10 protein-coding genes are annotated in these 13,448 nt (G+C 60.4%); 3 read left to right on the forward strand and 7 right to left on the reverse strand.

All coding sequences use genetic code 11. The features are described from left to right. Positions 1 to 44 precede the first annotated feature (44 nt). Entirely contained in the window at positions 45 to 788 is a 744-nt protein-coding gene (cmoA, locus tag J3P95_RS20495) for a carboxy-S-adenosyl-L-methionine synthase CmoA (protein WP_434558508.1), read from the forward strand. Beyond that, complete coding sequence (gene cmoB, locus J3P95_RS20500) at positions 785 to 1,741, forward strand: tRNA 5-methoxyuridine(34)/uridine 5-oxyacetic acid(34) synthase CmoB (RefSeq protein ID WP_434558509.1); 957 nt, start codon at positions 785 to 787, stop codon at positions 1,739 to 1,741. The genes cmoA and cmoB overlap by 4 nt, the downstream gene beginning before the upstream one ends. 39 nt (positions 1,742 to 1,780) lie before the next feature. Here cmoB and tadA read toward each other — a convergent pair whose 3' ends face one another. Both tadA and J3P95_RS20510 read right to left on the reverse strand, forming a co-directional pair. After that, positions 1,781 to 2,278 (reverse strand): tRNA adenosine(34) deaminase TadA, encoded by a 498-nt coding sequence (gene tadA / locus J3P95_RS20505; protein ID WP_434558510.1) that lies wholly within the window; start codon positions 2,276 to 2,278, stop codon positions 1,781 to 1,783. Beyond that, positions 2,278 to 3,654: a multicopper oxidase family protein gene (locus J3P95_RS20510; RefSeq protein WP_434579889.1), complete on the reverse strand. Its 1,377-nt coding sequence runs from the start codon at positions 3,652 to 3,654 to the stop codon at positions 2,278 to 2,280. Before J3P95_RS20510 ends, tadA begins: the two co-directional genes overlap by 1 nt. A gap of 393 nt (positions 3,655 to 4,047) precedes the next feature. Here J3P95_RS20510 and J3P95_RS20515 point away from each other — a divergent pair, with 393 nt between their 5' ends. Next, on the forward strand, positions 4,048 to 5,727 hold the full coding sequence (locus J3P95_RS20515; protein WP_434558512.1) for a S8 family peptidase: 1,680 nt from the start codon (positions 4,048 to 4,050) through the stop codon (positions 5,725 to 5,727). A gap of 136 nt (positions 5,728 to 5,863) precedes the next feature. Here J3P95_RS20515 and J3P95_RS20520 read toward each other — a convergent pair whose 3' ends face one another. From J3P95_RS20520 to treP, 5 genes are all read right to left on the reverse strand, one after another. Further along, positions 5,864 to 6,151 carry a PTS transporter subunit EIIB gene (locus J3P95_RS20520; protein ID WP_434558513.1) on the reverse strand — a complete coding sequence of 96 codons (288 nt, stop codon included), beginning with the start codon at positions 6,149 to 6,151 and terminating at the stop codon, positions 5,864 to 5,866. A 2-nt stretch (positions 6,152 to 6,153) separates the two neighbouring features. Next, a complete protein-coding gene (gene ptsP / locus J3P95_RS20525) occupies positions 6,154 to 8,685 on the reverse strand; it encodes a phosphoenolpyruvate--protein phosphotransferase (protein ID WP_434558514.1) in 2,532 nt (843 codons plus the stop codon). A 72-nt stretch (positions 8,686 to 8,757) separates the two neighbouring features. Beyond that, complete coding sequence (locus J3P95_RS20530) at positions 8,758 to 9,981, reverse strand: maltoporin (RefSeq protein ID WP_434579886.1); 1,224 nt, start codon at positions 9,979 to 9,981, stop codon at positions 8,758 to 8,760. Positions 9,982 to 10,120: 139 nt separating this feature from the next. Continuing rightward, positions 10,121 to 11,767: an alpha,alpha-phosphotrehalase gene (gene treC, locus J3P95_RS20535; RefSeq protein ID WP_434579884.1), complete on the reverse strand. Its 1,647-nt coding sequence runs from the start codon at positions 11,765 to 11,767 to the stop codon at positions 10,121 to 10,123. Positions 11,768 to 11,839: 72 nt separating this feature from the next. Then, positions 11,840 to 13,282: a PTS system trehalose-specific EIIBC component gene (gene treP, locus J3P95_RS20540; protein ID WP_434579882.1), complete on the reverse strand. Its 1,443-nt coding sequence runs from the start codon at positions 13,280 to 13,282 to the stop codon at positions 11,840 to 11,842. Positions 13,283 to 13,448: the final 166 nt, after the last annotated feature.

Genomic DNA, 13,448 nt, shown 5'->3' on the forward strand with positions numbered 1-13,448 from the left:
TGGTTAAAATGCCGGCCTTTTCCATCCCTGCCACCGGAACCGCCGTGAGCAAAGAACCCGATCGCCTATTCGCCCAACCCTTGGCCCAGGTGCCTGACTTCGCTTTCAATGAAGACGTGGTGCGAGTGTTTCCGGACATGATCAAGCGTTCGGTACCGGGTTACCCGACCATCGTCGAGAACCTCGGCGTGCTCGCGGCGCAATTTGCCCAGCCGGGCAGCGTGCTCTATGACTTGGGTTCGTCCCTGGGCGCGGTGACCCAGGCGCTGCGACGCCATGTGCGCACCGACGGTTGCCGCGTGATTGCCGTGGATAACTCGACGGCCATGGTCGAGCGCTGCCGCGAATACCTCAACGGCCAGGACTCGATGTTCCAGGAGTTGCTGCCGGCGGAGGTGATCGAAGGCGACATCCTTGCCCTTGAGTTTCAGCCGGCTTCGGTGGTGGCGTTGAACTTCACCCTGCAATTTATCGCGCCGGAGCAGCGAACCGCACTCCTGGGTCGCATCCACCAGTCGTTGCTGCCCGGCGGCGCCTTGATCCTGTCGGAGAAGCTGCGCTTCAACGATGCCGAGGAACACGCGCTGCTCAACGACCTGCACGTCGCGTTCAAACGCGCCAACGGCTACAGCGAGCTGGAAATCGCCCAGAAACGCAGCGCCATCGAAAACGTCATGAAGCCCGACAGTCTCGACGAACACCGCGAGCGCCTGCTGGCCGCCGGCTTCTCGAAAGTCGTGCCGTGGTTCCAGTGTCTTAACTTCGCCTCGTTGATTGCCCTGCCATGATTGATCTGTCTCCCCTCGCCCGTCATCTGGCTGGCACGCCCCTGGCCGAATGGGCCGCAACGCTGCAGGGGCAACTCGACAGCAAAATGGAAAAGGGCCATGGCGATCTGGAACGCTGGCAAAGCGCCCTCGATGCTTTGCCGGACTTGCAGCCAACCACGGTGGACTTGCTGAACGGTCTGACGCTGGATGTCGATTGCGCCGATGAAACCCGTGTGCAGATGCGCACCGCGCTGATGGGCCTGTCGCCATGGCGCAAAGGGCCTTTCGATCTGTTTGGCGTGCACGTCGACACTGAATGGCGCTCGGACTGGAAGTGGTCGCGCGTGGCCCCGCACCTGAACCTTGCAGGCAAGCGCATCCTCGATGTCGGCTGCGGCAACGGTTATTACATGTGGCGCATGCTGGGCGCCGGGGCCGATACGGTGATCGGTGTCGATCCCAACTGGCTATTCTTCTGTCAGTTCCAGGCCGTGCAGCGTTACCTGTCGCAGCCCAACGCCTGGCACCTGCCGTTCCCGTTCGAGGCCCTGCCGCCGGAACTGGAAGGCTTCGACACGGTGTTTTCCATGGGCGTGTTCTATCACCGCCGCTCGCCGATCGAACACTTGCTGGCCTTGAAGGATTGCCTGGTCAAGGGCGGCGAACTGGTGCTGGAAACCCTCGTGATCGAAGGCGATGAGCACCAGGTGCTAGTGCCCGAGGACCGCTACGCGCAGATGCGCAACGTGTGGTTCCTGCCGTCGGTCGCCGCCTTGGAGCGTTGGCTGCGCCGTGCCGGGTTCAGTGATGTGCGCTGTGTGGACGTAAGCCTGACCACCGTCGAAGAACAGCGCAGCACCGAGTGGATGAAGTATCAATCGCTGAGCGACTTCCTCGACCCCGCCGACTACAGCAAAACCATCGAAGGGTTGCCAGCGCCGATGCGAGCGGTGATTGTGGCGCGCAAATAACCAGGCATCACAAATCCAAAAGCCCTCGGGGTTATGTATTCAACGTTCTGATCTGGTTCTTCGGGCCTTGAAGAACTCGCTCAGCATGGCGCTGCATTCGTCGGCCAGCACCCCTCCCTCGAACATCACCCGATGATTCAAAAAACCCTGGGTAAAGAACTGCCCCTGGCTCTGCACAATCCCGGCCTTGGGTTCCAGGGCGCCGTAGACGACTCGAGCGATACGCGAATGGACGATAAGGCCGGCACACATGCTGCACGGCTCCAACGTTACATATAGCGTGCTGCCGGGCAGGCGATAGTTGCTCACGGCCTGGGCGGCGGCGCGAATGGCGACCATTTCGGCGTGGGCGCTGGGGTCGTGGCCGCTGATCGGGCAATTGAAACCACGCCCGATGATTTCACCGTCCTGGACCAACACCGCGCCGACCGGCACTTCGCCCAAGGCCGCGCCTTGCTCGGCGAGGGCCAGGGCTTCGCGCATGAAGTCCCGGTCGCGGCTGCGATCGATGATCGGTGCGGGACGAATCTGGCGCATCACGCCACCTCGATGGCGGCCATCAGGCCGGTTTCCATGTGATCAATCACATGGCAGTGGAACATCCATACGCCAGGGTTATCCGCCACCAGCGCCACCTGCGCCCGCTCGTTCTTGCCGAGCAGGTAGGTGTCGGTGAAATACGGAATCACTTTATGCCGGTTGGACGCAATCACCTTGAAGCTCATGCCGTGCAAATGGATCGGGTGCTGGTACTGGGTCATGTTCTTCAATTCGAAAATGTAGCTCTGGCCTTTCTTCAACGTGGCGATCGGCCGGTCGGCGCAGGTCTTGTCAGTAATGTCCCAGGCCTTGCCGTTGATCTGCCACAGGCTCGGCGGCTTGCCGTTGTCGACATTCACCGACACCGAACCCACCCATTCGAAATTGAAGTTGAGTTTCTCGGCGTTGGCCAGGTCCGGCTCGGCCACGGGGTTAGGCGGCAGCGCCGGCGGCCATTGACTCGGCACGTCACTGTTGGCCACCGAACGCAGGGTGCCCAGGCGTACCGGGCCGTTGCGCAACGACAACTCTTCTCCGGCCGCGGGCGCCTTGATCGCCAGGCAGATGCGCATGCCCGGGCCCAGCCAGTATTCCTTGCCCAGCGGTCGCGGCTTGATGGGGTTGCCGTCCAGCGCGTAAATCTGCGCTTCAACGCCCGGGATGTTGATGCGATAAGTCAGGGTGTTGTCGAGGTTGAGCAAGCGCACCCGGGTGATCTGCCCGGCCGGCAGGTCAATCACCGCCTGCGGCACACCATTGATCGTCGACAACCGCCCCGCCGTGCCGCCACGGGCCGCTTCACGGGGGATGCTGAAAGCGACGAACTCGCCCTGCTCGTCCACATGCCAGCTCTTGAGGCTCAAGGTCTGCTCGTATTTGAAGCCGGTAGGCTCACGCTCTTCGATGATCAGCGGCCCCACTAGTCCGCGACCGAGCTCCTCGCTGCTGTTGACGTGAGGGTGATACCAATAGCTGCCGGCGTCCGGCACGCGGAATTTATAGTCGAAATACTCGCCCGGCAGCACCGGCAGTTGCGAGACATACGGCACGCCGTCCATCTCCAGCGGCAAACGGATGCCATGCCAATGAATCGTGGTCGCAACCGGCAAATGATTGATGAAGCGCACCCGCAGCCATTCGCCCTGGCGCACCCGCAATTCCGTGCCCGGCGCCGACGGGCCAAACGCCCAGGCCTGGGTCTTGTGCCCGGCTACCAGCTCGACGTCCAACGGTGCCGCGATCAACTCATAATCGTGACCGGCCTCGGCATCGGCCATTTTGCCCAGCCAATACCGCGACGCGCCTCCCGCTCCTACGCCAACGACAACAAGACCGGCCAGGCCACCGAGTATTTGGCGACGGGTAAAGGACATGAACGCAACGACCTCTGAATCTGCGACGGACCGGTGGGCCCGCAAAAGGCGAATACGATACACCCGCAGATGAGAAACAGTAAGGGCGACGTGTCGATGGGTCGCAGTCTGACCGTGTGTCGAAACCCGCAAACGCGGCAGTGCGACGAACGGTTCTAACAGCGTTATTTATCAAGACGTAACCAAAGCGTCGACTCGCTTCTTCGTCGAGACGCGCACGTTGGAATAGATACCCAACTTATTTGCCAGTTACATGCAATCCATCTCATGTCCGTTCACTTTATTATTAACAAACGTTGCAAAGAAACACCGCGCCACATTTTCTGATTTTTAACTGATGAAAAACCGAAGGATGATCAAGCTCCCAGCACGTCGAACAACAGGAAAACACTCATGGAAGAAGTTAAATTCAACAGGAAAGATGAGCCCTCTTTTTACTTGAAAAAAAGTGAGGACATGATTGCAATACGGACCCACTCAAAAAAACCGATAGGCACGACCATGCAGTCTGGACATTCGATCGACTGCATGAATGACTGTGACTGTGTGATGGCGTTTCCAGACGCCGGGCTTGAGGTGTACAGGATCCCGGCAGGCAACGGCTCTTTGTCCTCACGTAAGCGAACGCTACGCACATTGCCGGATGTGCGCTTCGCGGGCAGTGTGCTGGTCGATCCAAAGACCGACGAACCCGTCATCTACAGTGAAAACATTTTTATCCAATTCGTTGAATCACTCGAGGCAACAAAATGCCTGGAAATCATTGCAACTAGCCATCTGGTCGTCAAAGAGGCATTGGACTACGCAACCAACGCTTACTTTGTAAAAGCAAAAGAGGGCAGCGGCACGCATGTTTTTCAAATGGCGATGAATTTATTGAGTCGTGAAGAGGTTCAGTACTGCCATCCGGAAATACTGCGCCAGCGTCGCAATCGCGCGATCCACCCCAATCAATGGCATCTGAAAAAAACCAATGTAACTTATGAAATCGAAGTGGATGCCAGCGCTAACGTTGAAGCGGCCCATCGATTAAGCGAGGGCGAGGGAATCACCATCGCTGTTATTGATGACGGATTCGACATCGACCATCCAGAGTTCAGTGGCATCGGAAAGATTGTCGCGCCGAAAAACATCAGCGATTACGAATTGAGTGACGACCCTCGACCAAAAGACCCCAGCGAATCCCACGGTACCGCTGCAGCTGGAGTTGCCTGTGCGAATGGAAACTACGGGGCCAGCGGCGTAGCGCCCAAGGCGAGACTGATGCCGATTCGCCTGGATGTTCCATTAGGGTCCATCGACGAAGCTCACGCCTTTATTTGGGCCGCCAGTAACGGCGCGGATATCATTTCCTGTAGTTGGGGCCCAGGCGACGGCGAATGGGCAATTCCATCCGACCCCCGGCATGACAACGTTTTTCCTTTACCCGCCAGCACGCGGCTAGCAATCGACTACGCGGTCAAGATGGGCAGGAACGGCAAGGGCTGCCTTGTATTTTTCGCTGCGGGCAACGGGAATGAGAGCGTCGATAACGACGGTTATGCAAGCTACCGCAATGTGATTGCCGTCGCGGCGTGCAACGATCATAACCGGCGCAGCGCCTACAGTGACTTCGGTAAGGCGATCTGGTGTACATTTCCGAGTAATGATATCTGGCATCCCGACCCCAACTTCAAACCCAGAGGCAGCCCGCCTCTTACCCGTGGTATCTGGACGACTGATTTACTCGGTAATGTTGGATACAACGAAGCCTCTATCAGCGCCGGGGATCCGTTGGGGAACTATACAAATGAATTTGGCGGAACATCCAGCGCGTGCCCTGGCGCGGCCGGTGTCGCCGCCCTGGTACTATCAGTCAACCCGAAATTAAATTGGCGCGAGGTACGCGACGTCCTTGCCAAAACCGCTGATAAAATCACTCACCCGGACGATGGCAGACGTGGAAAATATGATCGAAAGGGGCACAGCCAGTTTTATGGGTATGGTCGATTGAATGCCGAAAAAGCGTTGATGCTTGCACAAGAAAAAATGCGTGAAAAGGCGTCCAACACCGAATCAGTCAGCTCGCATTAATATTTCGGCCGAGCACCACGGTTCAAACCTCTCTAATGCTGATGCTGACGCTGGCTTGTCCCTGTTCGCATTTTCAAACGCCCGTGCACCGCATCGGGCGTTTACAGGAACATCGACGGCCAGATAGCGCGACGGTTCAGCCCTGCAAGCCGGTAATCAGATGCACCACGCCGTTGTCCAGGGTCATCACACCCGTCACACCGGCGACGCTCAACCCGGCCCGATCGATCCGCGCCACGTCCCGCAGTTCCACCCGCAGCCGCGTCAAGGCTACTGGCTGTTGGGACTTGAGGTTTTCCGCGCCGCCCAACGCGGCGATGATGGCCGGTGCCAGCTCTCCCACCGCTGCCGGCCGCTTGGGCTCTTCCGGTATCAGGTCCGGAGTCAGGGCCTTCCAGAACGCCCGTTGTAGTTTATCGAACATGTTCAATGCTCCATGGCCATAGGGGCCGGATTGGCCGTGGATGAGTGAATACGCAGGAGTTCACGCACCTGCTCCGCGCTGTCCTGACCCAAGGCCTGTTCAGCCAGCGTGCGGCATTCGCTCAGGCTCCATTCACGCACGCAGGCCTTGATGGCCGGAATCAACGGCACACTGACCGATAACTCGTCCACGCCCAACCCCAGCAACACCGGCACCGCCAGGGGTTCCGAGGCCAGCGCGCCACACACCCCTACCCATTTGCCATGAGCGCGAGCAGCCTCGGCGGTATGGGCGACCAGGCGCAACACCGAGGGGTGCAGGCTGTCGGCCTGGCTGGCCAAGCGCGGATGGTCACGGTCCATAGCCAGGGTGTATTGGGTCAGGTCATTGGTACCGATGGAGAAGAAATCCACCTCGGGGGCAAACAGGTCGGCCATCAGCGCCGCCGCTGGCACTTCAATCATGATGCCCAGCTTCGGCGCCTGCTTGAGTCCCAACTGACGGACCTCTTCGTCCAGCATCTGCCGCGCCAGGCGCAGCTCCGCCAGTTGCGTGACCATCGGCAGCATGATGTGCAGCCGCGCCAACCCCGAACAGGCGAGAATTGCCCGGAACTGTTCGCGCAGCAATTGCGGTCGTTCCAAGCACAGGCGAATACCGCGCACGCCCAGGAATGGATTGGCCTCATAAGCCATCGGCACATAAGCCAGCGGCTTGTCCCCGCCCACGTCCAGGGTGCGAACCACCAGGTTGCGCTCAGGCCCCAGGACTCGGGCGACGGCGCTGTACAGCGCGGCTTGCTCGTCGTGACCAGGTGGGCGCGCGCGATCCAGGTAGAGCAGTTCGGAGCGCAACAACCCCACACCTTCGCCTCCGAGGGTCATGGCCTGTTCCACGTCCCGCAGCGACCCGACATTGGCACTGACCTCGACTCGATGACCGTCAAGGGTACGAGCCGCCTGGGCCGACTGTTCTACGTCACGCTGGTGTCGCTGGCGCTGCCGCTCGCCTGCGCTCTGGAGCTGCTCGATCAAGACCGGATCCGGATTCACGTGCAGTTCACCGCCATCAGCGTCCAGCAACACCCGGGTGCCGTTCTCCAGGGCCAGCACGGATTGCGCCACGCCACATAATGAGGGCAGGCCCAGCGCACGGGCCAGGATCGCGACATGGCTGGTGGCGCCGCCGCCCACGGTGACGAAACCGGCGATGCGTGAGGTGTCGAGACTGGCGGTCTGGGACGGCGTCAGTTGCTCGGCCACCAGGATCGCCTGTTCGGGCAGCTTCCAGGCGTTGTCCTGTACCCCCAGGATCAACTTGAGCACCCGTTGCTCGACATCGGCCAGGTCCGTTGCGCGCTCGGCCAGCAAAGCGCTGCCCAATTGCTGGAACAGCGCAGCGCTCGCCTCGGTGGCGGTTTTCCAGGCGAATGCCGCGCTCTTGCCCTCGGCGATCAAGGCTTGAGCCTGCTCCAGCAAGGTAGGGTCGTCCAGCAACTCTTGATGGGCGCGAAAAATCTGCGCCTGGACACTCCCCGCCGCCTCGTCCTGCAATGCCTTCAAAGCCTGTGTCGCTTGCTCCAACCCTTGATCCAGGGCCGCTTGCTCTGCCTCGACGCCGACACCCGCCTCCTCGATGTGCAACACCTGGGAGGCGACCTGGACCACTTCGCCAAACGCCGAGCCGGGCGATGCACAGACGCCCCGCAGCCGGCCAGGGGGCGGCTCGACGATCATGACTGACTCCGGCGCCAGCGGCGCTTGCACCGTTTCGCCGCATCCCGACAGCAGCAGGTGTTCCAACGCCTCGATGGCCTGCCCGGCCTGGGGGCCGGCGGCACTGATCTGCACGCTGTCGCCCTTGGCCGTCTGCAACGCCATGATCGCCACCAGGGATTTGGCGTTGGCGCTGGCTTGATGCTTATGCAGTTGGACAGTGGCCTCGAACCCCTTGGCCGCCTGGGCAAGCACCGCGGCAGGACGGGCATGCAAGCCACTTTCATTGGGCACGATCAGCGGCCGGGAAAACAGCACCGAGCCCGGCTGCGCCTCATCGACCGTCCCATGCTCGCCTGGGCGCACCTGCAACAACGGCATCCCGCTTTCGATGCAAGTGGCCTCATCCATGAGCAGGCTGAAAGGCTCGCCGCTGACCACCAGCATCAGCGTCAACAGACTGCGCGCATGCAAGGCGATGTAGTCGGCATCGAAATCGATCAGCGGCTGGCCGGCCTCGACCCGTTGCCCCATCGCCACCCGCGAGGTGAACCCCTTGCCCGCCAGGCTGACCGTGTCCAGGCCAATGTGCATCAGCACCTGGACACCGTTGTCAGCGGTGATACTCACCGCATGGGCACTGTCTTGGAGCGTGCCGATGACACCGGACAGCGGTGCGCAAAGGGTTTGCGAGGTCGGATCGATGCAGATGCCATCCCCCACCACGCGGCTGGAGAAGACCGGGTCCGGCACACTGTCCAAAGGTATCAGGACCCCGGACAGCGGTGCGAGCAATTGCAAAGGTTGCGTTGTGTTCATGATTTCACCTGCTGCTGTCTGTTCTTGTTCGCATCGCGGGCACGCAACGATCAGCGACCCGCGCTACACGGATCATTTCCACCAGTATTCGACCTGCAGACCCACGTTGGAACCATGTCGCGCACCGCCAAACGCACCGGTGTCCGACAGCGCCGAGCCGGCTGCCAGTTCATTGGCTGCACGCTGGGCCGCCGCGTTCCAACTGGCGTAGGTGTAATAGAGCCGTATTTCCGGGCGAGCCCAGAACTCGGGGCCCTTAGGCGACCAGGTGGGCGCGAAGGTGAATTTGCTCAGCTTGCGTGTTCCATCGTTGGCCTGCACCTGGTCGTGGCCCAGTTCGGCCACCAGCTTGAACTGATCGGTGATGGCGTACGCCGGGCGAACCCCCAACGACAGCCAGTCCTGGTCGGTGCCGTCGGGGCGGATGTCCTTCTGGTACACCGCCTGCACCTGCCCGCCGAAACGCGGCGTGACCTGCCAATCGAAAAACTCCACCAGACGATAGCTCTTGTTGCTGTCGTCCAGGCCGGTGTCGCCGGTATAACCCAGCCCCGTGCCGGGGCCCTCGCCGTATTGCAAGGCCAGTTTATTCTTGCCGCCCAGGAAGTCCTGCTGCACATGCTGGGCGGTCAGGGCCCAACCGCGATGGGCGTCACGACGGTTCGCCCGGTCGATGAAGCTCAGGCCAAATTCCAGCTCGCCGCCGGGGTTGGTCCTGAAACCTGCGACGTTGAAGTCGTGCCGGTTGACCGGGTCTTTCTGGTACAGGTTGTCCTTTCGCGAGAAGGCGTAGCTGTATTTCAGCCCGCCGATCAACACGTCCTCGATCCCGCCACCGGTGGCACTCTGGTTCCAGTAGTAGAAATCCGAAATATGGATATCGTTGCGTTTGTAATAACGCCGGCCGGCCCACAACGACCCGCCGTTCAAGCTTGGCATGTTCGACCATTGGGCATACATCTGCGGCATGCGCGCCGTCCCGTTTTCACCCTGAAAAGTCGGGGTGCGGTCGTAGCGGTTGTACAACGATGCCATGCCGTCCACGCTCAGCACCGAACCATCGTCGAGGGTGAACAGGTCTTGGCGCAGCTCCAGTTCCCCGTACTGCTCGCATTCATTGCCCAAGCGATATTTAGTCTGCGCCCCAGGCAACTGGAAACAGGATTGGGAACGGCCATTGGTCGCGCTGCCTACGCCGCTACGCAGATAACCGGAAAACTCCAGCGCCTGAACCGGGAACGGCAGCGCCAGGCAGATACAGGACGCGACCAGGCCACGGTTTATTATTGTTTTCATACGCTTCTCCATTATTTCTTATTGTTGTTTGCTCCATGACTCCCCCCTTGGTTGCCGTTTGGCTGACGACAAAGAGCCCACGGTGCGTGGCGCACGTGTTCGCTGTCAGGCATTGCCTGGGTCAGGGGAAGTTTTTTTCTCAGTCGCTCAGGTGCAACACGAACGACTCGTAGGGCCGCAGATGCAGACGTCGGTGTCGGTGTTCGCCGGCCTCGTAGTTGCCGATCACCCAGCGTTGTTTCGTGTCATGGGTGAGGATCCCTTCGGGCAGTTCCACCTCACAGTCACCCCCATAAAAATGGCTGACCACCAACAGGCGCTCCCCCTGCCCTTCGCGCAGGTACGCCCACACATGCGGGTGCTCAGGCAGCAGCAGGCGATAGACACCGTCCTGGATCAAGGCTTCGCGGCGGCGCAGGGCGATCAGCTCGCGGTAGTAATGCAGCACCGAGGTCGAGTCTTTTTGTTGCTGCTCGACATTGATGAACGCGGCATTGGCAGGCACGCCAATCCAGGGATCAGCCCGGCTGAAACCTGCATTCGGCCCAGCATTCCATTGCATTGGCGTGCGCCCGTTGTCACGGGACTTCTGCATGATCGGCGCCATGGCCTCGGCTTCGGGCACGCCGGCGTTGCGCTTGAGGCGATAGATGTTCAGGGTTTCCACATCACGGTATTGCTCGATGTGCTCGAAGCCCGGATTGGTCATGCCCAATTCCTCGCCCTGGTACACGAACGGCGTGCCCTGGAGAAAGTGCAGCGCCGTGGCGAGCATCTTCGCCGAAGGCACGCGGTACTCACCGTCATCACCGAACCGCGACACCACCCGTGGCTGGTCATGGTTACACCAGAACAACGCATTCCAGCCGTCACCGGCCTGCATGCCGACCTGCCAGTCGGACAGGATGCGTTTGAGCTCGAGAAAATCGAAGTCGGCCCGCACCCACTTTTGCAGGTTCGGGTAGTCGACCTTCAAGTGATGGAAATTGAAGGTCATCGACAGTTCACGGGACGCCGGGCACGAATAACGAACACAGTGTTCAAGGCTGGTGGACGACATCTCGCCGACGTTGATCAGGTCGAAACCCTCGAAGACTTCCCGGTGCATTTCCTGCAGGTAGCGGTGCACGTTGGGGCCGTCGGTATAGAAACGCCGGCCGTCGGTGTGGTCGTCAGGGAAGTCGGCCGGCTTGGAGATCAGGTTGATCACATCGAGACGAAAGCCCCCCACCCCCATGTCCCGCCAGAAACGCATCATCTTGAACACTTCGGCGCGGACCTGGGGGTTGTCCCAGTTCAGGTCGGCCTGGGTATGGTCGAACAGGTGCAGGTAATACTGGCCGGTCTGCGCTTCGTACTCCCAGGCCGAGCCGCCGAACTTGGACTCCCAGGTGTTCGGCTGGTCCCGCCAGATATAGAAATCACGGTACGGGTTGTCGAGGCTGCTGCGGGCGGCCTGGAACCAGGGATGCTCAATGGAGGTGTGATTGACTACGATATCGAGCATCAGCTTGATACCGCGCTTGCGCGCCTCAGTGATCAATAATTCGCAGTCGGCCATGGTGCCGTAGCTGGGGTCGATGGCGTAGTAGTCGCTAATGTCGTAGCCATTGTCCCGTTGCGGCGAGCGCAGGAAAGGCGTCAACCACAGGTAATCCACACCCAGCCAGTGCAAGTAATCGAGCTTGTCCACCACCCCCAGCAAATCACCGGTGGCCTGGCCGCCATGGCTGTAGAAACTCTTGGGATAGATCTGGTAGATCACCGAGCGTTGCCAGTCTTGCATGTGTGCGATTCCTTCAGTCTGTTTGGTACTGGCCTTGCGGGCCTCATCGCGGGCAAGCCCGCTCCCACAGAGTCAGGCCACCCGATACCCCGGCCGGACGATCTTCATGCTCAATGCGCAAGTCAGGGCAAAGGGCACGCTCATGGCGATGACCATGCCGACCACGAACATCGGTATGTAGTCCGGCACGATGGAAATGAAACCCGGCAGGCCGCCCACGCCAATCGCCGAGGCCTTGATCTTGTTCAGTGACAGGAAAATGCAACCCAGGGCCGAGCCGGCCAGGGCGCAATAGAAGGGGAATTTGTAGCGCAGGTTGACCCCGAACATCGCTGGCTCCGTGATCCCGAAATAGGCGGAAATCGCCGAGGTGGACGCCATGCTCTTGTCCCGCGCATTGCGGGTCATGTAGAACACTGCCAGCGCCGCGCTGCCCTGGGCCAGGTTGGACATGACGATCATCGGCCAGATGAAGGTGCCGCCCTGGGTCGAGATCAACTGCAGGTCCACCGCCAGGAACATGTGGTGCATGCCAGTTACCACCAGCGGCGCGTAGAGCAGGCCGAAAATCGCTCCGCCAATCACTGGCGCCAGGTCGAACAGCGCCACCATGCCTTCGGTGATAAGGATGCCCAGGTGCCGGGTGACCGGACCGATGATGGCGAGGGCCAATACCCCGGTGATCACGATGGTGGTGATGGGGATCACCAGCAGTTGGATCGCGTTAGGCACCCTGGCCCGCAACCATCGCTCGATCACGCTCATGACATAGGCCGCCAGCAGGATCGGCAGGATTTGCCCTTGGTAGCCGACCTTCTCGATCTGGAACCAGCCAAAGATATCGAAATACGGCAGGCTCTGGCCTTCCAGTCCCGCCACGGCCTTGCCGTAGTTCCAGGCGTTTAGCAGGTCTGGGTGGACGAGCATCAGGCCCAGCACGATGCCGAGAATCTCACTGCCGCCGAAACGCTTGGCCGCCGACCAGCCCACCAGGGCCGGGAGAAAGACGAAGGAAGTATTGGCCATCAGGTTGATCAGGCTCCAGATGCCGTCCAGGTTCGGATAGGCATCGAGCAACGTCTGATCGGCAATGAACATGCCCTTGGCGCCCAGCAGGTTGTTGACACCCATCAGCAGGCCGGCGATCACCAGTGCGGGCAGGATGGGCATGAACACATCGGACAGCACCCGCACCAGGCGCTGCATGCCGTTGCCCTTCTGCGCACCCTGGCGCTTGACGTCGGCAATGGTCGCGGCGGCCAGGCCGGTGAGTTCGCGCAGGGCGGCATAGACCTTCTCCACCTCGCCCGGGCCAATGACCACCTGAAACAGGCCACCGGTAAAAAACGAGCCCTTGACCAGGTCGATCTGGTTCAGCGTGGCACTGTCCACCCGGGCGGCGTCCTTGAGGGACAGGCGCAGGCGCGTCACGCAGTGGGCGGCCTGCTCGATATTGTCGACGCCACCCAAGCTTTGCAGCAGCTCACTGGCGATTTTGGGGTAATCGTGGCTCATGCTTTTTTCTTCCGCGTCATTCTTGTTATTGAGAGTCGACAGCACGGAAGAGAAAGTACTCGTCTGTACGAGTTAAATCAACAACTCGTACAGACGAGTTATGTTTTTGTTTATGATAAGGCCCAAAGACCCCGGAAACGTCCTACGCTCCCGTCGTCAAACGATG

This window comes from Pseudomonas sp. Z5-35, from assembly GCF_051131945.1.
Classification (GTDB): domain Bacteria; phylum Pseudomonadota; class Gammaproteobacteria; order Pseudomonadales; family Pseudomonadaceae; genus Aquipseudomonas; species Aquipseudomonas marvdashtae.